At 58.6% G+C, this 20,437-nt stretch carries 17 protein-coding genes; 8 read left to right on the top strand and 9 right to left on the bottom strand.

What is annotated here, in order from left to right; all coding sequences use genetic code 11:
* Position 1: 1 nt before the first annotated feature.
* Positions 2 to 205 (bottom strand): p-hydroxybenzoic acid efflux pump operon protein AaeX, encoded by a 204-nt coding sequence (gene aaeX / locus K7H94_RS01820; RefSeq protein WP_021508145.1) that lies wholly within the window; start codon positions 203 to 205, stop codon positions 2 to 4.
* A gap of 258 nt (positions 206 to 463) precedes the next feature.
* On the opposite strand from aaeX, the gene aaeR reads away from it, so the two are divergent.
* Positions 464 to 1,381: an HTH-type transcriptional activator AaeR gene (gene aaeR, locus K7H94_RS01815; RefSeq protein ID WP_058771467.1), complete on the top strand. Its 918-nt coding sequence runs from the start codon at positions 464 to 466 to the stop codon at positions 1,379 to 1,381.
* A 326-nt stretch (positions 1,382 to 1,707) separates the two neighbouring features.
* Here the strand turns inward: aaeR and tldD are convergent, their stop codons facing one another.
* The 8 genes from tldD to csrD form a co-directional block, all read right to left on the bottom strand.
* Complete coding sequence (gene tldD, locus K7H94_RS01810; RefSeq protein ID WP_222951556.1) at positions 1,708 to 3,153, bottom strand: metalloprotease TldD; 1,446 nt, start codon at positions 3,151 to 3,153, stop codon at positions 1,708 to 1,710.
* Between the two features lie 64 nt (positions 3,154 to 3,217).
* Positions 3,218 to 7,036, bottom strand: a complete 3,819-nt coding sequence (yhdP, locus tag K7H94_RS01805) for an AsmA2 domain-containing protein YhdP (protein WP_222951555.1) — start codon at positions 7,034 to 7,036, stop codon at positions 3,218 to 3,220.
* A 47-nt stretch (positions 7,037 to 7,083) separates the two neighbouring features.
* A complete protein-coding gene (gene rng / locus K7H94_RS01800; protein WP_021508149.1) occupies positions 7,084 to 8,553 on the bottom strand; it encodes a ribonuclease G in 1,470 nt (489 codons plus the stop codon).
* A complete protein-coding gene (locus K7H94_RS01795; protein WP_021508150.1) occupies positions 8,543 to 9,136 on the bottom strand; it encodes a Maf family protein in 594 nt (197 codons plus the stop codon). The genes rng and K7H94_RS01795 overlap by 11 nt, the downstream gene beginning before the upstream one ends.
* Before the next feature lie 8 nt (positions 9,137 to 9,144).
* On the bottom strand, positions 9,145 to 9,633 hold the full coding sequence (mreD, locus tag K7H94_RS01790; protein WP_222951554.1) for a rod shape-determining protein MreD: 489 nt from the start codon (positions 9,631 to 9,633) through the stop codon (positions 9,145 to 9,147).
* A complete protein-coding gene (gene mreC, locus K7H94_RS01785; protein ID WP_222951553.1) occupies positions 9,630 to 10,664 on the bottom strand; it encodes a rod shape-determining protein MreC in 1,035 nt (344 codons plus the stop codon). Before mreC ends, mreD begins: the two co-directional genes overlap by 4 nt.
* Before the next feature lie 268 nt (positions 10,665 to 10,932).
* Positions 10,933 to 11,976 (bottom strand): rod shape-determining protein MreB, encoded by a 1,044-nt coding sequence (gene mreB / locus K7H94_RS01780; RefSeq protein ID WP_003855260.1) that lies wholly within the window; start codon positions 11,974 to 11,976, stop codon positions 10,933 to 10,935.
* Positions 11,977 to 12,287: 311 nt separating this feature from the next.
* Positions 12,288 to 14,234 (bottom strand): RNase E specificity factor CsrD, encoded by a 1,947-nt coding sequence (gene csrD / locus K7H94_RS01775; RefSeq protein ID WP_058781111.1) that lies wholly within the window; start codon positions 14,232 to 14,234, stop codon positions 12,288 to 12,290.
* Between the two features lie 306 nt (positions 14,235 to 14,540).
* On the opposite strand from csrD, the gene msrP reads away from it, so the two are divergent.
* From msrP to panF, 7 genes are all read left to right on the top strand, one after another.
* Positions 14,541 to 15,545 carry a protein-methionine-sulfoxide reductase catalytic subunit MsrP gene (gene msrP, locus K7H94_RS01770; RefSeq protein WP_222951552.1) on the top strand — a complete coding sequence of 335 codons (1,005 nt, stop codon included), beginning with the start codon at positions 14,541 to 14,543 and terminating at the stop codon, positions 15,543 to 15,545.
* Positions 15,546 to 16,148, top strand: coding sequence for a protein-methionine-sulfoxide reductase heme-binding subunit MsrQ (gene msrQ, locus K7H94_RS01765; RefSeq protein ID WP_021508155.1), 603 nt, complete (start codon positions 15,546 to 15,548; stop codon positions 16,146 to 16,148).
* Positions 16,149 to 16,380: 232 nt separating this feature from the next.
* Positions 16,381 to 16,833 carry a type II 3-dehydroquinate dehydratase gene (gene aroQ / locus K7H94_RS01760; RefSeq protein WP_021508156.1) on the top strand — a complete coding sequence of 151 codons (453 nt, stop codon included), beginning with the start codon at positions 16,381 to 16,383 and terminating at the stop codon, positions 16,831 to 16,833.
* Between the two features lie 21 nt (positions 16,834 to 16,854).
* Positions 16,855 to 17,322: an acetyl-CoA carboxylase biotin carboxyl carrier protein gene (gene accB / locus K7H94_RS01755; RefSeq protein ID WP_058759883.1), complete on the top strand. Its 468-nt coding sequence runs from the start codon at positions 16,855 to 16,857 to the stop codon at positions 17,320 to 17,322.
* A gap of 11 nt (positions 17,323 to 17,333) precedes the next feature.
* Complete coding sequence (gene accC, locus K7H94_RS01750; RefSeq protein ID WP_021508158.1) at positions 17,334 to 18,683, top strand: acetyl-CoA carboxylase biotin carboxylase subunit; 1,350 nt, start codon at positions 17,334 to 17,336, stop codon at positions 18,681 to 18,683.
* A gap of 71 nt (positions 18,684 to 18,754) precedes the next feature.
* Positions 18,755 to 18,997: a YhdT family protein gene (locus K7H94_RS01745; RefSeq protein WP_021508159.1), complete on the top strand. Its 243-nt coding sequence runs from the start codon at positions 18,755 to 18,757 to the stop codon at positions 18,995 to 18,997.
* A complete protein-coding gene (gene panF / locus K7H94_RS01740; protein ID WP_222951551.1) occupies positions 18,987 to 20,432 on the top strand; it encodes a sodium/pantothenate symporter in 1,446 nt (481 codons plus the stop codon). The genes K7H94_RS01745 and panF overlap by 11 nt, the downstream gene beginning before the upstream one ends.
* Positions 20,433 to 20,437: the final 5 nt, after the last annotated feature.

Genomic DNA, 20,437 nt, shown 5'->3' with positions numbered 1-20,437 from the left:
CTCAGACGAATAGACGGGATACAAGGTAAAACACACAGCAATACAGCGCTGTGTTAAAAAGTGCCGGATGCCACACCAGATCGTAAATCCCGCTGGGCGTCAGCACGCGTTTCACCAGCCAGAACAGCGCCAGCGAAACCAGTAGTTCAATGAAGATGGGCGGAAAAGACAGCCCGAATACGACAAATACCGGAAGCACACTCATTTCGGTTCCTTAGTTCGACCTTGCCGGATTGCACCGATACCTGCCCTCATGCCCTCTGGCACGTCGGGTTGATGATAGTGGGATGACGGATAATCTGATGACAACATTCAGGCCGCGTTGAGCTAATCATAGCGTATCATCGGGTAAACACTGCCGTGTTCAGGTGCGGTGAAGAGACCCAGCGTGCGTATAGTAACGCGCTTGACTATACGTTTTCTACATATTGTGAGCTAAATCACTTTTTAGCCAGAGTAAACAATGGAACGACTCAAAGGCATGTCCATTTTCGCCAAAGTGGTTGAATTGGGCTCATTTACCGCCGCCGCACGCCAGCTGCAGCTCAGCGTCTCGTCAATCAGCCAGATTGTTGCCAGACTGGAAGATGAGCTGCAGGTGAAACTGCTTAACCGCAGCACCCGCAGTCTGGGCCTGACCGAAGCCGGTAAGATTTATTACCAGGGCTGCCGCCGCATGCTGGCAGAGGCTTCGCAGGTGCACGAACAGCTGTACGCCTTCAACAATACGCCGATCGGGATTTTACGCATCGGCTGCTCAACCACCATGGCGCAAAATGTCCTCTCCGCCATGACCAGCGAGATGCTGCACGAATACCCGGGACTGAGCGTCAACCTGATGACCGGCATACCGGCGCCGGACCTGATTGCTAACGGGCTGGATGTGGTGATACGCGTCGGTGAGCTGCAGGATTCCAACCTGTTCTCGCGCCGGCTGGGCGCCATGCCGATGGTGGTATGCGCGGCGAAGAGCTACCTGGCCCAGCACGGCACGCCGGAAAAGCCGGCTGAAATCGACAACTTTTCCTGGCTGGAGTACAGCGTGCGCCCGGATAACACCTTCGAGCTGGTGGCGCCGGAAGGTCTGGTGACGCGCCTGACGCCGCAGGGACGTTTTGTCACCAATGATTCTCAGACGCTGATTCGCTGGCTGAAAGCCGGCTGCGGTATCGCCTATGTGCCGCTGATGTGGGTGATTGATGAGATTAACGCCGGTGAGATCGATATTTTGTTCCCGCAGTATCACTCGGAGCCGCGCCCGGTGTATGCCGTCTATACCGAGAAGGATAAGCTGCCGCTCAAGGTGCAGGTGTGTATCAATTATTTGACCGAGTATTTCAGACAGGTGGCAAGGCAGTATCAGCAGCACCGCAAAAGTTAGCCGGGGTGGCGCTCGGGTGTGGCTGGCCTTAAGGACGCAGACGGAGAAATGCGGGACAGTTATGCATGCCAGGTCCCCCTGAAAGGTGACCTGGCAAAACAATTGCGTAATGCCGATCAGTTAAGTACCAAATTCAATTACCGCAGATTTCGTAGCGGCGCGATTAATCGCGCGTACTACTAGCAGCACCGTTCCCATCCATGCTTTGCGCAATAAATTGCGCCGCTACCAAAGTGTGCGTGCTGTTTACTCATAACTGACAAGCATTGTACAAACCCATTGCGCGGTTTTGACAGGGTGTGCACTGATGCGCACCAGCATGAACCTTAAGCCGTTCCGCCCACGGTAATTTTATCCAGCTTCAGCGTGGGCTGACCTACGCCGACCGGCACGCTCTGGCCCTCTTTACCGCACACGCCGACGCCCTTATCCAGCGCCAGATCGTTACCGACCATGGAAATCTGCTGCATCGCCTCAATGCCGGAGCCGATCAGCGTCGCGCCTTTCACCGGTTTGGTGACTTTGCCGTTCTCGATCAGATAAGCCTCGGAAGTCGAAAACACAAACTTGCCGGAGGTGATATCGACCTGGCCGCCGCCAAAGTTAGGGGCATAGAGACCATACTCCACACTCTCAATGATCTCCTGCGGCGTCGATTTGCCCGCCAGCATATAGGTGTTGGTCATGCGCGGCATCGGCAGGTGCGCATAGGATTCACGACGACCGTTACCGGTAGGCGGCACGCCCATCAGACGCGCATTGAGCTTGTCCTGCATATAGCCTTTCAGCACGCCGTTTTCGATCAGCACGTTGTACTGTCCCGGCACGCCTTCATCATCCACCGCCAGCGAACCACGCAGCCCCTGCAGGGTACCGTCGTCAACCACGGTGCAGAGTTCGGACGCCACCAGCTGGCCCATCTTACCGCTGAAGACGGAGGTCTCGCGGCGGTTGAAATCCCCTTCCAGACCGTGGCCCACCGCTTCGTGCAGCAGCACGCCTGGCCAGCCCGCACCCAGCACCACCGGCAGCGTACCGGCTGGCGCCGCGACGGCGGACAGGTTAACCAGCGCCATGCGCACTGCTTCGCGCGCCCAGACATCGGCCCGTACGTCGCCGCTCTCATCGGCGAGGAAAAATTCGTAGCCGGTACGCGCACCGCCGCCGCTGGCGCCGCGCTCGCGTTTACCCTGATCTTCCACCTGAACGCTAATGGACAGGCGCACCAGCGGACGAATATCCGCCGCCAGCGTACCGTCAGTGGCGGCGACCAGTACCTGCTCGTAGACGCCGCTCAGGCTGGCATTCACTTCCTGCACGCGCGGATCGGCAGCGCGTGCCACTTTATCAACCCGGTGCAGCAGTGCGATTTTTTCTTCGCGCGTCAGGCTGTCCAGCGGATTGACCGGCGCGTACAGCGAACGGTTAAGCACCGCAGAGAGCGCGTGCGCTTTGCCATTGCCCTGCTCGCGCACGATACTGCGCGCCGCTTCGGACGACTGGCGCAGGGCGTTGAGGCTGATTTGATCGGCATAGGCAAAACCGGTTTTCTCCCCGCTTACCGCGCGGACGCCCACGCCCTGGTCGATGTGATAAGAGCCATCTTTAATGATTTTGTCTTCCAGCACCCAGGATTCATGGAAGCTGGACTGAAAATAGAGATCGGCATAGTCCAGACGACGTTCTGAAAGCTGCCCTAACAGGGAAAAAAGGTCCTGCTGATTAATGCTGTTCGCAGCTAGTAACTGCTCACTTACCAGATTCAGAGTCATCGTTTCTCACTCATTATGTGCTCGGATAGTCATAGCCTGCGGCAATTCCCCGACGGCGTCAAATTCACTTCTTATCGGCTTCGCGCGGTTTGCGCAGCACTTCATTGATTTCCGGCTTATCCAGCGGTCCACTGATGTGATAGCGCAGCAGCGAAATCTTATTCCACAACGGTGCCAGCACCTTGCTGGCGGCAAAAACCGCCGCGCCGACCACCGGGTTAATTACAAACGCGGTGGCCACGCCAACCGAGGCGCCGATCTCCGGTGCCACCACCGCTTCCATGTCGATTTGCCGCTGCACCAGATCTACTTTGCCCTGCATGGCGATATCCGCTTCGAGGCCATCCACCAGCAGGTTATCGGTGCGCATCACGCCGTTTTCAATCCACGCCGTGCCGTTGATCGAATCAAACCAGAAACCTTCATTAAAGGTATCGCTAAAATCGAAGCGCAGCTTACGCAGCAGGGCATCGAAGCTCACCAGCCGCAACAACTGTCCGGCACGACCGGTGTTCACATCCGCAATCTGCCCTTTGCCGAAGTGGGTTTTCAGCGTGCCGCTCAGCGTCTTTTCTGAAGGCTGCCACGGTGCGGAGCGCCAGTGCAGGTCATAATCAATTTTAAACGGCGCATCGCGCAGCGGCGTGTTCATGCCAAACCAGTTGGTGGCATCATTGATATTTTTGCCGCTCAGGCTGCCTTTTAACGAGGTGCGCTGCTCGCCCGCTTTGTTCACCCATTCACCCGCGACATTGAGCTTCGAGCTGCCGGTATCGACGCTGCCGTTAGTGAGTGCTAACGTCTCTCCCTGCGGCTGGAGCCTGGCCTGAATGTGGCCGAACTTCTGGCCGCGCAGCCAGCACTCAGCGCAGTTGAGCTGCAGCGCTGGCCAGCTGCGGAAATCAATGCCACTGTCCCCGCTGAACGGCGAGGAGGCCTTGCCCGCTTCGTCGTCACTCCATTGCGGATTGTAATAAAGATAGCTCAGGTCGATTTGCCACGGCGCGTGTTGTGCGGTTCGCAGGCTGCCGCGCGCTTCGCGGCTCTCCAGCTGCAGCTGCGTACTGCCGCCCGCGCCCTGGGTCACCGTGGCATTAACATCGTGCCACTGCTGGCCGCCGAGCGTCAGGGCCGGAGTGCGCAGCGTCACATCGCCCGGCAGCAGTGCGCCGCCGATGTCCGTCTCGCCCTGCGCATTGCGTGAACCCGTCGCGCCGGTCATCAGCCCCAGCCAGGCTTCGCCGTCCAGCGCCGGCAGATTAAGCACCATCCCACGCCGATCCGGTAGCGCCGGCGTGCTTTTGGCATCATTCAGCCAGATACCGCGATCAACGCGCAGCTGCGGCTCCAGCAGCCAGCGGCTGTTAAAGCGATGGTGCTCACGCACGCTGCCGCTGAGGTTAAAACTGTGCAAATCGCCGCTGGCATTAATGGCGATGGGCAGTGCCTCACCGGCCTCTTTATCCAGTGGTGGAGGTAAGTGACTGCTCACTGTCTTGCCGTCACCGTTGATATCAACCTTGTAGCGCGCCCCACCCTGATGCGGCAGCGTGATGTCGACATTGCCCTGCCACGCCAGACTGCCGCCCAGCTTACTGCTTACGCTGGCGGGCAGCATGGCCAGTTTTGCCGGCTGCCAGTCGCCCAGCAGTTTGACGTTAACGCCAAAATCATCGGGATTTTCCGTGGTGGTGAAACGCACGCCGGTGGGCTGACCGAACCAGTTGGCCTGCAGCTCTTCACTCTCCAGGTTTCCGTTGTTGTAGCGGAAACGTCCGGTCAGGTTTTTCAGCGTGGTGTTAAGCGGCTTAATGTGCAGGCTGTTGTTATTCAGCACCACGTTACCGCTGGCGTGCACCAGTTCCCCATCCAGCGGAATATCCAGGTTGAGCGAACCACGCACGTTGCCGCTAATCTGCAGCTGCTCCAGCGCCGCACCCAGCGTGGATTTGAGCGGCGTGCGGGCAAAATAGTCGGCGATATCTTTACCTTCGCCGCTCAAATCACCGTCAATGATCAGCTTCTCTTTCAGGTAATCCGGGATTACCGCACTGACGTTGCGCGCGTCCACCGCGCCCAGCCGGGTTTGCGCCGCCTTCATCCACAGACCATCGTTAATAAAATCGAGGTCGATATCGAGGTTTTGCAGCGCCGGCCAGCCCGGCTGGAACTGGAAGGTAGCATTGCGCACCGGCACGGCCACTTCAAACATGCCGTCGTGGTGCTTAAACGGGAACAGACGCGGATCGCCGGCAAACAGCAGCGTGGCATTCTCCACCTGGCCGCCTTTGACCGCTTCGCTGAGATACTGCGTCAGATCGTGGCCCATCAGCGGCTCGGGGAAGTAGCGCCAGGCATCACCGGCGTCGGTGACGCGAATCCCGGCAAGAATGTCGAGGCGCGGCGCTTTACCGACATTTTGCTGATAGCGGAAATCGCCGTGCGCCCACAGCGAACGTGCCTGCACGTCCAGCTGCTGGCCATCCAGCGTCAGGCCGTTAGCATCGCGCAGCCAGTTAATCCTGCCGGTGACCTGCTGAATCTGTAACGGCGCCTGGAACATATCGCCGTACGGCACTTCCGCCTGGCCCATCTGCACATCCAGCTGGCCGTGGTTCAGACTGCCGCTGGCGCTGCCGCTCAGATTGCTGATGCCCGGCAAAAGCTCCCAGTGCTGCCACGCCAGATCGCGCCAGCGCGCCTGCAAACGCGTCTGCTCCGGCTGCGCCAGCGGAATATCCAGCGCCAGCGCGTCGATATAGCCGCGCGGCTGCAGCGCCCGCCAGTTGTCCAGCAGCGTGGGCGAGAGCGGCGCAAACAGCGGCACCAGCGGTGCCAGACGCTGCAGATCGAGCCGGGTGGCGCGCACCCGCACTTCCGCTGCACTGTTCGCGCCGATCATCTGTTTATCTTCTGGCTTCCACAGCAGGGCGATATGGCCGGCATCCCAGGCCACGCCGTCAGTCATCAGCCGGGTTTGCGGCACCGTCAGGCTCCAGCCATTCTGGTAGCGCGCCAGATGCGCGGTCAGGCCATCCACCTGCAGCTGATGATCGCCCTGCTCGCCGCGCCAGCGTGCGCCGCCTTTGCTCAGCAGCAGATCGCCTGCATACACCTCGCCGTCGCGCAGGTTGACCCACGCGGCCAGGCTGAAACGCGCGCTTTGCAGGCTGGTATTATCACGCAGCCAGCGGCCAATCCACGGGCGCACGTCCACATCATCGGCCTGCATCCAGATGCGGCCGTCGTTGAGTAAGCCGTTGGTATCGTTAAGATCGAGCCGTACCTGCACCACGCCGTGCTGGCCGGTGAAGCTGGACAGGCTCACTTCGCCTTCGGCGCGGTGGCGGTTGTCCTCGTTCAGCCAGGTAAGGCGGGGAATCGCCAGTTCGGCATGCTGGCCGGATGGCGTGAGAAAACGGATGCTGCTGTCGCGCAGATCGAAATGGTCAAACTGGCGTAAGAACAGATCGTTGATTTGGGCCGGTTTGAAGCTGTTTTTTTGCTCGTCGCTGGTGAGCAACGGACGGTTGGTTGCCAGCCGCAGCTGCCAGAAGGTGAGATCGCGAAACTGCCAGCGCCAGTGCAGCAGCGACTGCCACACATTGAGCGCCAGCGTAACGCGGCCAATCTGCAGCTCGCCATCTTTTTCCATGTCGATACGCAGATCGCGCACCTGCAGGGTCGGGCCAAAATTCTCCCATTTTCCCTGAATTTCACTGGCATCGATGGTGACGCCGCTGACGCGCGAAAGGGTGTGCAGCACCTCGCCGCGATAGCTGTTGAGATGCGGCATCACAAGGCGCAGCCCGCTGACCAGCAGCGCCACAATGACGATGATTGCGGCGAGCAGCAGTAACAAAATCCCCGGCAACCGCCTCACACACCTCTCCTTGCTTTCCGTTGGGTTACGGCGTTCAACCTCACGACTTACATCATGACGACGTCAAACTGCTCCTGCGTGTAGAGCGGTTCAACCTGTACTTTGACCTGCTTGCCGACAAAAATTTCCACTTCGGCCAGCGCGTGCGACTCATCGCTTTTCAGCGCTTCACCCACTGCGGGTGACACGTACACCAGGAAGCTGTCGGAGTCGTAAGCGTGATGGACGCGGACGATTTCACGCATGATTTCATAGCACACGGTCTCCACCGTCTTCAGCGAACCGCGTCCCTGGCACACCGGGCAATCGGCACACAGCACATGCTCAATGCTTTCGCGCGTGCGTTTGCGCGTCATCTCGACCAGCCCCAGCGCGGAGAAGCCGTTGATGCTGGTTTTAACGCGATCTTTGCTCAGCGCGCTCTCCAGCGAGTGCAGCACGCGCCGGCGATGATCGTCATTATTCATGTCGATAAAATCGATGATGATAATGCCGCCGAGATTACGCAGCCGCAGCTGGCGCGCAATCGCCTGCGTGGCTTCGATATTAGTATTAAAAATGGTTTCGTCGAGGTTGCGGTGGCCGACAAACGCACCGGTGTTAATGTCCACCGTGGTCATGGCTTCGGTCTGGTCGATAATCAGGTAACCGCCAGATTTCAGTTCCACCTTGCGCTCGAGCGAGCGCTGAATCTCGTTCTCCACGTCATAGAGATCGAAAATCGGCTGCTTGCCGTTGTACAGCTCCAGCTTGCTGGCCATCTCCGGAATATATTCGCTGGTAAATTCCACCAGCAGATCGCAGGTCAGGCGCGAATCGACGCGGATGCGATCCAGCGCTGCGCCGGCGAAATCGCGCAGCACGCGCTGCGCCAGCGCCAGCTCGCCGTACAGCAGGCAGCGCGTCTGGTTGCGCTTCTTACGCTCGCTGACTTTGGTCCACAGCCGCTTTAAAAATGCCGCGTCCTGCGCCAGCTCTTCTGCGCCAATGCCTTCTGCGGCGGTACGAATAATAAAGCCGCCGAGATCGTCACAGTAAGCGGCAACCACCGCTTTCAGCCGCTCACGTTCGGCTTCGCTTTCAATGCGCTGTGAGACGCCCACGTGCGAAGCCCCCGGCATAAAGACCAGGTAGCGCGACGGCAGCGTAATATCGGTGGTGAGGCGGGCGCCTTTGGTGCCGAGCGGATCTTTCACCACCTGCACCATTAAATCCTGTCCCTGCCGCACCAGCTCGGCGATATCGCGCACGATAAAGTTCTTCTTCTCATCACCCGCCACGCATTCGGTGTGCGGCATGATGTCCGAGGCGTGCAGAAAGGCCGCTTTGTCCATCCCGATATCGACAAACGCCGCCTGCATGCCCGGCAGTACCCGGCTGACGCGCCCTTTGTAGATATTGCCGACAATACCGCGCCGCGCTTCGCGCTCAATATGGATTTCCTGCAGAATGCCGCCGTCAATATAGGCAACACGGGTTTCAGAAGGTGTCACATTTACCAGCAGTTCAGCCGTCATCTTGTCCCCTTAACGCACGCAGCGACTGAAAATGGCTCAGCAGTTCGCTGGTTTCCACCAGTGGCAATCCCACTACGGCGTGATAACTTCCATTGATGCGGCGCACAAAGTTGCCGCCCAGGCCCTGAATACCGTACGCGCCGGCTTTATCCATCGGCTCGCCGCTGGCGATATAGTGCGAAATTTCCTCTGCCGTGATAGTGCGGAATGTCACGTCTGTGGTCACCAGGCAATCCAGCTCGCCCTGCGCATCGGCCAGCGCCACGGCCGTCATGACCTGATGGGTTTGCCCGGCCAGTTTACCCAGCATCTGCGCGGCATGCGCCGCATCGCGCGGTTTCTCCAGCACTTCGCCATTCAGCACCACAATGGTATCAGCGCCCAGCACCGGCAGATCCTGCGGTGCTATCCGCACGCCGGCCCGCGCCTTATCGCTGGCCAGACGCCGCACGTAAGACTCCGCCGCTTCGCCCGGCTGACGCTGTTCTTCAACATCGGTAATCAGGCGCTCAAACTGCAGGCCAAGCTGCGTTAACAGCTCGCGCCGACGCGGTGAGCCGGAAGCCAGGTAGAGGGTTATCATTGTATTCCTTATTGCACAGCAAACTGACGGCGAATCTTTCTCATCAGTAAGAATAGCCAGGGCCACAGGATACCGTCGACCACGCTACTCCAGAAGATTTCCGGGCGGAAGGAGACGTTGATGACCAGAAATTCTGCCCAGAAAACAATCACATCAACCGCCAGCGACAGCACCATAACCATTAATGCCTGCTGCCACAACGCCAGATTGCGGAATAGCTGAAATTTAAAGGCCACCAGATAGGCGATAATGCTGAACGCCAGCGCACGCACGCCCAGCGTTGAGCCGGCGACCAAATCCATAGTGGCGCCAAGGAAAAAGCCGGTGCCCACATTGACCCGGTGCGGCAGCGCCAGCACCCAGTAGATCAGGATCAGCAATAGCCACGATGGCCGGAACATGTAAATCTGATCCGGCCACGGCATGATTTGCAGGATAAGCGCAACAAGGAAGGACAGCCAGATCACCCAACGCCCCTGGCTGCGATATCGACTCAAGGCTGGCCTCCGCGCGAGTTCGCCGGATTACCCTGCGAACGGCTGCTGGCGGCGGGCTGTGGCGGCCCCATCTGCTGATTTTGCTGCATCATGGCGGGTGCCGGCGGCCCCATTTCGCCCGCGGGCGGCAGCACCTGCGGCATCATCTGCATCAGGCGTTCGTTGGCCACGCGATGCACTTCGTCCGGTGCCATCGGCATGTCGCCGTTCTTATCCGCACCCCACAGCAGCAGCAGGTAGCGCAGACGCTGCAGACCGGCGGTCGGACGCGCCTGAATCACGGTATAGGCACGCTGCGTATCCACTTTCACTGATGACACCACGCCGACCGGATACCCTTCCGGGAAGCGTCCGCCCAGGCCTGACGTCACCAGCACATCACCGACGCGAATATCCGTATTGCCCGGCAGATGCTCCAGCTGCAGATCTTCGCTGCAGCCGTTACCGGCGGCGATGACGCGAATATCGTTACGCAGCACCTGAATCGGCAGGGCGTGCGAGGCATCGCAAATCAGCAGCACGCGGCTGGTCACCTGCCCTACCGCCACCACCTGGCCGACCACGCCTTTATCGCTGATCACCGGCTGGCCTTCATATACGCCGTTGACGCTGCCTTTATCGATGATCACCTGATCGGTGTAAGGATCGGTGCCGGTGGAGATCACCTGGGTCACCATTTTGTGCTCATCCTGACGCAGCGGCGAGCCGAGCAGCTCGCGCAGACGCGCGTTTTCCTGCTTGTATTGCCCCAGCATCAGCAGGTCACTGTTTTTCAGGAAGAGCTCACGGCGCAGCGCTTTGTTTTCCAGCTCCAGCTGCTGGCGCGAGGCCAGCGTTTCGGAAACGCCGTCAAGAAGCTGTCGTGGCCCGTTGGCCAGGAAGTAAAATGGACTGACCGACGTGTCCAGGTAGTTGCGGATCTGGGAGAACGTGCTGATCCGGCTATCGGCGACAATAATCGCGATAGCCACAATCACGGCCAGAAACAGGCGCAACTGCAGGGAAGGTCCCCTGCTAAAAATCGGCTTCATAAATTCTGCGAATTCCTCGACATCAGGGAAGAAGCGTGAGTGTCAGCACTCACGCCTCCAGGGCTGGACGCTATACGCCGTCGTGCGCAGCGTCGCCAGTTACCCCGCATCCTGCAAACCGCAGTGACGACGTTGTGCCGCTGCTGCCCGGTGCCTGCTGCTGAGGCTGCCGTGCGGCATGCGATGGCCGTCATCCTGCCGTTGTGCTGATTTTGGGTATCGTCGCTATTCCCTGCGCAATTTGACCACGGTCTCAGCCGGAGAGGAATTACTCCTCGCTGAACAAATCGCCGCCATGCATGTCGATCATTTCCAGTGCTTTACCGCCGCCGCGCGCTACGCAGGTCAGCGGATCTTCTGCGACTACCACCGGAATACCGGTCTCTTCCATCAGCAGACGATCCAGGTTACGCAGCAGCGCGCCGCCACCGGTCAGCACCATACCGCGCTCGGAGATGTCAGACGCCAGCTCCGGCGGGCACTGCTCCAGCGCGACCATCACGGCACTGACGATACCGGTCAGTGGCTCCTGCAGCGCTTCCAGGATTTCATTCGAGTTCAGCGTAAAGCCACGCGGCACGCCCTCAGCCAGGTTACGGCCGCGCACTTCGATCTCGCGCACTTCGTCACCCGGATAAGCCGAACCGATCTCATGCTTGATACGCTCAGCGGTGGCTTCACCAATCAGCGAGCCGTAATTACGGCGCACGTAGTTAATGATAGCTTCATCGAAGCGATCGCCACCAATACGCACAGAAGAAGAGTAAACCACGCCGTTCAGGGAGATAACCGCGACTTCGGTCGTACCGCCACCGATATCCACCACCATCGAGCCGGTCGCTTCTGACACCGGCAGACCCGCGCCGATTGCCGCAGCCATGGGTTCTTCAATCAGGAACACTTCACGGGCACCGGCGCCCTGCGCCGATTCGCGGATGGCACGACGCTCAACCTGGGTCGCGCCGACCGGCACGCACACCAGCACGCGTGGGCTGGGGCGCATAAAGCTGTTGCTGTGCACTTGCTTGATGAAGTGCTGGAGCATTTTTTCAGTCACGAAGAAGTCGGCGATAACGCCATCTTTCATCGGACGGATAGCTGCGATGTTACCCGGCGTACGGCCAAGCATCTGCTTTGCATCATGACCAACAGCCGCTACGCTCTTTGGGGAGCCGGCGCGATCCTGACGAATGGCAACCACAGAAGGCTCGTTCAGCACGATGCCTTGTCCTTTTACGTAAATCAGGGTATTCGCGGTACCCAGGTCAATGGACAAGTCATTGGAAAACATGCCACGAAATTTTTTAAACATACTAAGGGATAATCCTGCAAGCTGGGGGCGGAAAATAAAATCCGCCTACTTTACCAACCACGCGAAGCCGCTACAAGGCGCAAAAACGTTCTGCTTCGGTGAAAAACCAGGCTGAATAATTTTTCGCGGCGGTGCTGCCGTCCGACACCGGCGTTAAACGGCGCTAAGCTGCCGCTCTAAACGCAAATTCACCCGCCGGTCGCGGGTGAATTCCGACATAAAATCTAACATTTCCCGCCGCCGATCGCGCCGGCTGCGCACGGCATAAAGGCGAAAAATAGCCGCCTGCTGCCGTATCTGTGGCTGACGCGCTAAATCCGGTAACGTTGCGAGTGTTTCTTCACGTTACTGTTCACCGGCAGCGAAGGGGCAAAAAAGTCGCCCTGGCCGCCCGCGACGCCCAGCCCGGCCAGCGTTTGCCACTCCGCGCGCGTGCGTACACCGGCGGCAAAGACTTTGGTGGGCGTGGATTTACACACTTCCAGCAAACTTTGCACGAACAGCTGATTTTCTGTACGGCGCTCAATGTTGCGAATCAGGCCCGGATCGAGCTTGATCAGCTCAATCGGGAACTGCTTGATGTAAGCGCTACTCACCACCGTTAATCCGGCCTGATCTACCGCAATCCGACAGCCAAACGCGGTCAGCATACGGAAAACCGGCACTAAACGATTGATGTGTTGACAAACATCCGCCTCAGCAAGTTCAAATAAAAATCGTTTTCTTTGCGATTTACTGCACTGCAGCAGCAATTTTTGCAACCAGCGCTGGAACGGCCGTTGCAGCAGCGAATCGATATTCACCGGCAGCGCCAGCGTTTCATCCGGCCAGACCTCCGACAGCGCCGCAATACGCATGACCAGCTGACGATCCCAGCTGTCGGCCATGCCAAGCTGCAGCACCAGCGGCATGAACTCTGCCGACACCACCTCTTTATCGCCGTCGAACACGCGCGCCAGCATTTCACGGTGATGCACTTTGCCGTCCAGCAGCACCGCCGGTTTCTGGTACAGACGCGGGCCGCCGCGGTTCACGGTGTTTTCCAGCAGGGTGCGCCAGCGCACGCTGCCGCGCCCCATCTCCAGCGTATTGCCCTCGCCCACCGACCAGTTGTTACCGCCCTGCAGCGCCGCCCGGCGCGTGGCCAGTTCGACATTCTCCATCACCTGCGACACCGACTCGCCGCTGCGCCAGGCGCTGATGCCAATGTGGATCAGATCATCGCGATCCACCATGCGCATCGGCGGCAATGAATCCACCGCGTTGATCAGCTGGTCGGCAATGCTGTTGGCCTCTTTCAAAGTGCGGTGCGGCAGCAGTACGGCAAAGTCGCTGCGGAAATAGCGCGCCAGCAGCGCCCCCGGATAGCGCAGCACGAAGGTGGAGAGCATGTTCACCAGGTCGAACAGATATTCATCGACCAGCGTCGGTCCGAGTGTTTCATGTAGCGTGTCGAGGTCTGGCAGCCGCACCATCATCACCACACCGTGTGTGCCAACGTCTTCCTGGTCTTCCAGCAACGTGGCCAGCTGGTTATCGAAAAACAGGCGATTATTCAGGCCGGTGCGCGAATCCTGCGCGGCAAAGGTGCGGATTAAGGTGTCGATACGCAGACGCTGCTCACCGGCTTCCTGTAAATCCCCCAGCAGCAGATCGATAGCGCGGCTGGCTTTCGGCGGCCATTCGGCGATGGTATCGCTGCGCGGCGTGCGCTCGCCAGCCAGAATGCGCTCCGCGCGCGCCTCCAGCCGCTCCATATGCTGCCAGCGGCGGTTAAGCCAGCGGTGCGTCATCACCAGCAGTGCCGACATGATCGCCACCACCGTCAGCAGGATAATCAGCGTGTAGGCACCGGTGAACGAGCGGAACCAGGTTTTGGCGGGATCGAGCACCACCACGCGCAGCGCCATGCCCGGCGCGTGCACCAGCGGCACATCCAGTTGAATGAAACGATTGGGCTCGTCTTCCAGCATCGGATTTTCATGGCGCGCGAGGCGGAACAGCACGGTATCATCGTGATGCAGTTCCAGCTGTTCGGCATTGATGACAGGCATCAGGCGCGTCAGCCACTGCGTCAGTTCCTGCGGTGACTGGTTTGCCAGCGCTTTATCGACTTCCGTCGCCAGTGTCTGCACACGGTTCTCTACGCGCTGCTGCGACAGCCAGATAAAACTAAAAGCGCAGCCTACCAGCATCAGTAACATCGCCAGTAAGCTTAATAAGGTAATAAACGCAGAAAACTTAGTTGTTAATCGCATCCCTGTGCCTGTATCACTGCGGTTTATGAACGCCAGCCAACGGTTCGCGCCAGCAGCGCTGGTGCAAACCTGAGCAAATTATCACAATTACCGATCCAAATCAGCGCCCGCCCGGCGCCGGGTTTCGCCACCCTGCGGCGCGAGTATAACGTCAAAGTGTGAAGCGCTGCCTTCCGGGGCGGCTTTTTCGTCCTATTCTCAACAGAACGCACCGGCCAGGAAATTTCACATTTTGCCAGCGAAAGTGGCGCGCCGGGCAGCGTTTGATCATGCTAGCTGCAGTTAATCGATTTGCCGGAGAACGCCATGAAGCGCACGCACATCCTTACCGAAGCCGATGTTACGCCGGAAAGCATTTTTAATCTGCGCCGCCGCCAGGTGCTGAAAGCGCTGGGGCTTGGCGCTGCCGCGGCCAGCCTGCCCGGCGGCGCACAGGCCGATGTGCTGAGCTGGTTTAAGGGCAATGACAGGCCGCCGGCGCCTGCCGGACACGATCTGCAGTTCAGTAAACCCGCCCAGTGGCAGGCGGACCTGCCGCTGACGCCGTTTGATAAAGTCGCTGGCTACAACAACTTCTACGAATTTGGTCTCGACAAAGCCGATCCCGCCGCCAATGCCGGCACGCTAAAAACTGACCCGTGGCAATTGCGCATTGAGGGTGAAGTGGCGAAGCCGATGACGCTGGATATGGACGACATCTTCAAACGTTTCGCCATGGAGCAGCGTATCTATCGCATGCGCTGCGTTGAAGCCTGGTCGATGGTGATTCCCTGGGTAGGCTTTGAACTCAACAAGCTGCTGAAGCTGGCTGAACCCACCAGCAATGCCCGCTATGTCGCCTTCCAGACGCTATACGCGCCCGATCAGATGCCGGGACAAAAGGACCGCTTTATCGGCGGTGGGCTGGATTATCCCTATGTTGAAGGCTTACGGCTGGACGAAGCGATGCATCCGCTGACGCTGCTCAGCACCGGCGTTTACGGCAAAGCGCTGCCGCCGCAAAACGGCGCGCCGATTCGCCTGACGGTGCCGTGGAAATATGGCTTTAAAGGGATTAAGTCGATCGTCAAAATTACCCTGACGCACGATCGTCCGCCCACCACCTGGAGCCAGATTGCCGCCAACGAGTATGGCTTCTACGCTAACGTGAATCCGCACGTCAACCACCCGCGCTGGTCGCAGGCGACTGAGCGCTTTATCGGTGCGGGCGGCATTCTCAAGGTGGAACGCCAGCCGACACTGCTGTTCAACGGTTATGCTAAAGAGGTGGCCTCGCTGTATCGCGGTCTCGATTTACGGGAGAACTACTGAGTGCGCCTGACATTACGCCACGTTACGCTGCTGAAAGTGGTGCTGCATCTGGCGGCGTTTCTGCCGCTGGTGTACCTGTTTCTGGCGGCAAATCAGGGCTGGCTGAGCGCCGATCCGGCGAAAGATATCCAGCATTTTACCGGCCGCATGGCACTGAAGCTGCTGCTGGCGACGCTGCTGGTGAGCCCGCTGACGCGTTATCTGAAGCAGCCGCTGCTGATTCGTACCCGCCGGCTGCTCGGCCTGTGGTGCTTTGCCTGGGCCTGTCTGCATCTCACCAGCTACTATCTGCTGGAACTGGGTTACGATCATCTGCGATTACTCGGCAGTGAGATTGTCTCGCGCCCCTATTTGTTACTGGGCATGATCAGCTGGATTATTCTGTTTGCTCTCGCCATCACCTCTTTTCAGCGCGCCCAGCGCAAACTGGGACGCCGCTGGCAAACGCTGCACAACGGCATCTATCTGGTCGCGATCCTCGCGCCTGTCCACTATCTTTGGTCTGTGAAAGTGCTGTCACCGCAGCCGTGGATTTATGCTCTGCTGGCGCTGGCTCTGTTAGGCTGGCGTTACAATAAGTTGCGTAAACTTCTGCGCCGATAATCCCCGCAAGGTTGTTTTCCTGCTGCGAGATCTGTTAAAAGGTGTGGCCTTCGGGCCTCGCCGGATCAACTTCGCAGATAAGACCAGTATTTTGCTGCGAATTGCCTCGAAACGGATATAATGCCCGGCTTTATTGCAAGCGAAGTCTTCTTTTTCACTCTGAAGAGTGACAAATGAAGGATGTCGCGGTATTTTACGCGATGCCTCACTGATTGCAGGAGATAGCCGCAAGATGGCGCATAAATTTCACATACTGCTGTTAAACGGACCCAACCTGAACCTGTTGGGAACGCGCGAGCCTGACAAGTATGGTCACACGACGCTGGCGCAGATTGTCAGCGATCTGACGCAACAGGCCGACCAGCACCATGTGAAATTGAGTCATCTGCAATCAAATGCGGAATACCAGCTGATTGATCGTATTCACGAAGCCCGCGGCAACGTCGATTACATCATCATCAACCCGGCTGCGTTTACGCATACCAGCGTTGCCCTGCGCGATGCGCTGTTGGCGGTTAGCATTCCTTTTATTGAGGTGCATCTCTCAAATGTGCATGCACGCGAACCGTTCCGACATCACTCCTATCTTTCCGATGTATCTGCCGGCGTCATCTGCGGACTGGGCGCCGACGGCTACTCGTGGGCTTTACAAACGGCCGTAAAACGCCTGTCACATTCCAATTAAACAGAGTACGGAACCACACTCATGGATATTCGTAAAATTAAGAAACTGATCGAACTGGTTGAAGAGTCCGGCATCGCTGAGCTGGAAATCTCTGAAGGCGAAGAGTCGGTTCGCATCAGCCGTTCACCTGCCAATGTCGGTTACCCTATGATGCAGCAGGCTTATGCTGTTCCGGCTCCACAGCCTGCGCTGGCTGCTGCGGTTGCACCTGCTGCTGCGCCTGTCGCTGCAGAAGCGGCTAAACCTGAAGTCAGCGGCCACATCGTGCGTTCGCCGATGGTCGGTACCTTCTATCGCACCCCAAGCCCGGACGCCAAAGCGTTTGTGGAAGTGGGTCAGAAAGTGAACGCTGGCGACACCCTGTGCATCGTTGAAGCGATGAAAATGATGAACCAGATCGAAGCCGATAAATCCGGCGTTGTGAAGGCGATCCTGGTGGAAAGCGGCCAGCCGGTTGAATTCGACGAGCCGCTGGTCGTCATCGAATAACGAGGCGAAGCATGCTGGATAAAATTGTCATTGCTAACCGTGGTGAGATTGCGCTGCGCATTCTGCGTGCCTGTAAAGAACTGGGCATCAAGACTGTGGCGGTGCACTCCACGGCAGACCGCGATCTGAAGCACGTGCTGCTGGCGGACGAAACCGTCTGCATCGGCCCGGCGCAGTCGGTCAAAAGTTATCTTAATATCCCGGCGCTGATCTCCGCCGCCGAAATCACCGGCGCGGTTGCGATCCACCCGGGCTACGGCTTCCTTTCTGAGAACGCCGATTTCGCCGAGCAGGTTGAGCGCTCTGGCTTTATCTTCATCGGTCCGAAAGCCGACACCATTCGCCTGATGGGCGACAAAGTGTCAGCGATCAACGCGATGAAAAAAGCCGGCGTACCGACCGTACCAGGCTCTGACGGTTCGCTGACCGACGACATGGAGAAAAACCGTGCCATCGCCAAGCGCATCGGCTATCCGGTGATCATCAAAGCCTCTGGCGGCGGCGGCGGTCGCGGTATGCGCGTTGTGCGCAGCGACAAGGATCTTGAGCAGTCCATCAACATGACGAAAGCGGAAGCCAAAGCGGCTTTCAACAACGACATGGTGTACATGGAGAAATTCCTCGAGAATCCACGCCACATCGAGATTCAGGTTCTGGCCGATGGTCAGGGCAACGCCATCTATCTGGCCGAACGTGACTGCTCCATGCAGCGCCGCCACCAGAAAGTGGTCGAAGAAGCACCAGCACCCGGCATCACGCCGGAACTGCGTCGCTACATCGGCGAGCGCTGCTCTAACGCCTGCGTGGAGATCGGCTATCGCGGTGCCGGTACGTTCGAGTTCCTGTATGAAAACGGTGAGTTCTACTTCATCGAGATGAACACCCGTATTCAGGTGGAACATCCGGTCACCGAGATGATCACCGGCGTCGACCTGATCAAAGAGCAGCTGCGTATTGCTGCCGGTCAGCCGCTGTCAATCAAACAGGAAGATGTGGTGGTGCGCGGCCATGCGGTCGAGTGCCGTATCAACGCCGAAGACCCAAACACCTTCCTGCCGAGCCCGGGCAAGATTACTCGTTTCCACGCGCCAGGCGGTTTTGGCGTGCGCTGGGAATCGCACATCTATGCCGGCTACAGCGTGCCGCCGTATTACGACTCAATGATTGGTAAGCTGATTACCTACGGCGAAAACCGTGACGTGGCTATTGCGCGCATGAAAAATGCGCTGGCAGAACTGATCATCGACGGCATCAAGACTAACGTCGATCTGCAGATGCGCATCATGACCGACGAAAACTTCCAGCAGGGTGGTACTAACATCCACTATCTGGAGAAAAAACTCGGCCTGCACGAGAAGTAAGCGCAGCGCAGAGCAATGCAGAGGCCGGTTAAACCGGCCTTTTTCATTTTTGTTGCCTTTGAGGTTGCATGATGGATGGGCGTTTTTTGCAAGCTAACAAAGAGGCGCGCTGGTCGCTGTACCTGACGCTGGCGTACCTCGCCGTCTGGGGCGTGTCCGCATGGCTCGGCGGCACACAAAGCGGTTTCACCGGTTTACCGCGCTGGTTTGAGTTCTCCTGCGTGTTCGCGCCCGTGCTATTCATTGGCCTGTGCTGGCTGATGGTGCGCGTGGTGTTCCGCGATATGTCTCTGGAGGACCACGATGGAAACTGAAATCATTCTGCCACTGCTGGCCTATCTGGTGCTGATTGCCGGGCTGTCGGTGTTTGCCATGCGCAAACAGCGCCACGGCAACTTCCTGAGTGAGTATTTCCTCGGCAGTCGCTCGATGGGCGGTTTTGTGCTGGCGATGACCATCACCACCACTTACATCAGCGCCAGCTCATTTATTGGTGGGCCGGGCGCGGCATATAAATACGGGCTGGGCTGGGTACTGCTGGCGATGATTCAGGTGCCGGCGGTCTGGCTGTCGCTCGGGGTGCTGGGCAAAAAATTCGCGATTCTGGCGCGACGCTACAACGCGGTGACGCTCAATGACATGCTGTACGGCCGCTACCGCAGCCCGCTGCTTATCTGGCTGGCCAGTATCAGCCTGCTGGTGGCGTTTATTGGTGCCATGACGGTACAGTTCATCGGCGGCGCACGCCTGCTGGAAACGGCCGCTGGTATTCCTTATGACACCGGGCTGCTGATTTTTGGCGGCACCATCGCGCTGTATACCGCGTTCGGCGGCTTTCGCGCCAGCGTGCTCAACGATGCCATGCAAGGGCTGGTGATGCTAATTGGCACCTTCCTGCTGCTGTTTGCCGTCATCCACCAGGCGGGCGGTCTGGCAACGGCGGTCACCAAACTGCGTAGCATCGATCCGCAGCTGGTGTCACCGGAAGGCGTCGGCAACGTCATCAATCCAACCTTCCTCAGTTCGTTTGCCGTACTGGTGTGCTTTGGCGTGATTGGGCTGCCGCATACCGCCGTGCGCTGCATCTCCTACAAAGACAGCAAAGCGATGCATCGCGGTATCATCCTCGGCACTATCGTGGTGGTGATACTAATGCTCGGCATGCATCTGGCCGGCGCACTTGGCCGCGCGGTACTGCCGGATCTGGCGATTCCGGATCGCGTGATCCCGACGCTGATGATCACCGTGCTGCCACCGATGGCGGCTGGCGTGTTCCTCGCCGCGCCAATGGCGGCGATCATGTCGACGATTAACGCGCAGCTGCTGCAATCGTCCGCTACGCTGATCAAAGATCTTTACCTGCGTATCGCGCCGCAGCACAGCGAGAACGAGGCGCGTCTGCGGCTGCTCTCCGGCACCATCACCTTTGTGCTGGGCCTGCTGCTGCTGCTGGCGGCCTGGAATCCGCCAGATATGATTATCTGGCTCAACCTGCTGGCGTTCGGTGGCCTTGAAGCGGTCTTTCTGTGGCCGCTGGTGCTGGGACTGTACTGGGAGCGCGCCAATGCGGCGGGCGCCATCAGTGGCATGGTGGTGGGAGCCGGATGCTATACGCTGCTTGCCAGCCTGAAAATCGAACTGTGGGGCTTTCACCCTATCGTGCCATCGTTGACATTAAGCCTGCTGGCCTGCCTGGTGGGTAATCTGTTCGGCAGCGCGCCTGACGCTCGCGATGCTGCCCTGGAATAAAAGAG

It is taken from the genome of Pantoea dispersa, from assembly GCF_019890955.1.
Lineage (GTDB): Bacteria > Pseudomonadota > Gammaproteobacteria > Enterobacterales > Enterobacteriaceae > Pantoea > Pantoea dispersa.
Note: the sequence above shows the minus strand (reverse complement) of the source record. Positions and strands in the feature narration are given on the sequence as shown.

What these genes read in the sequence shown, in the direction of transcription:
- aaeX (WP_021508145.1), bottom strand. Translation starts at nt 205, where the DNA reads ATGAGTGTGCTTCCGGTATTTGTCGTATTCGGGCTGTCTTTTCCGCCC.
- aaeR (WP_058771467.1), top strand. Translation starts at nt 464, where the DNA reads ATGGAACGACTCAAAGGCATGTCCATTTTCGCCAAAGTGGTTGAATTG.
- tldD (WP_222951556.1), bottom strand. Translation starts at nt 3,153, where the DNA reads ATGACTCTGAATCTGGTAAGTGAGCAGTTACTAGCTGCGAACAGCATT.
- rng (WP_021508149.1), bottom strand. Translation starts at nt 8,553, where the DNA reads ATGACGGCTGAACTGCTGGTAAATGTGACACCTTCTGAAACCCGTGTT.
- K7H94_RS01795 (WP_021508150.1), bottom strand. Translation starts at nt 9,136, where the DNA reads ATGATAACCCTCTACCTGGCTTCCGGCTCACCGCGTCGGCGCGAGCTG.
- mreC (WP_222951553.1), bottom strand. Translation starts at nt 10,664, where the DNA reads ATGAAGCCGATTTTTAGCAGGGGACCTTCCCTGCAGTTGCGCCTGTTT.
- mreB (WP_003855260.1), bottom strand. Translation starts at nt 11,976, where the DNA reads ATGTTTAAAAAATTTCGTGGCATGTTTTCCAATGACTTGTCCATTGAC.
- csrD (WP_058781111.1), bottom strand. Translation starts at nt 14,234, where the DNA reads ATGCGATTAACAACTAAGTTTTCTGCGTTTATTACCTTATTAAGCTTA.
- msrP (WP_222951552.1), top strand. Translation starts at nt 14,541, where the DNA reads ATGAAGCGCACGCACATCCTTACCGAAGCCGATGTTACGCCGGAAAGC.
- aroQ (WP_021508156.1), top strand. Translation starts at nt 16,381, where the DNA reads ATGGCGCATAAATTTCACATACTGCTGTTAAACGGACCCAACCTGAAC.
- accB (WP_058759883.1), top strand. Translation starts at nt 16,855, where the DNA reads ATGGATATTCGTAAAATTAAGAAACTGATCGAACTGGTTGAAGAGTCC.
- accC (WP_021508158.1), top strand. Translation starts at nt 17,334, where the DNA reads ATGCTGGATAAAATTGTCATTGCTAACCGTGGTGAGATTGCGCTGCGC.
- K7H94_RS01745 (WP_021508159.1), top strand. Translation starts at nt 18,755, where the DNA reads ATGGATGGGCGTTTTTTGCAAGCTAACAAAGAGGCGCGCTGGTCGCTG.
- panF (WP_222951551.1), top strand. Translation starts at nt 18,987, where the DNA reads ATGGAAACTGAAATCATTCTGCCACTGCTGGCCTATCTGGTGCTGATT.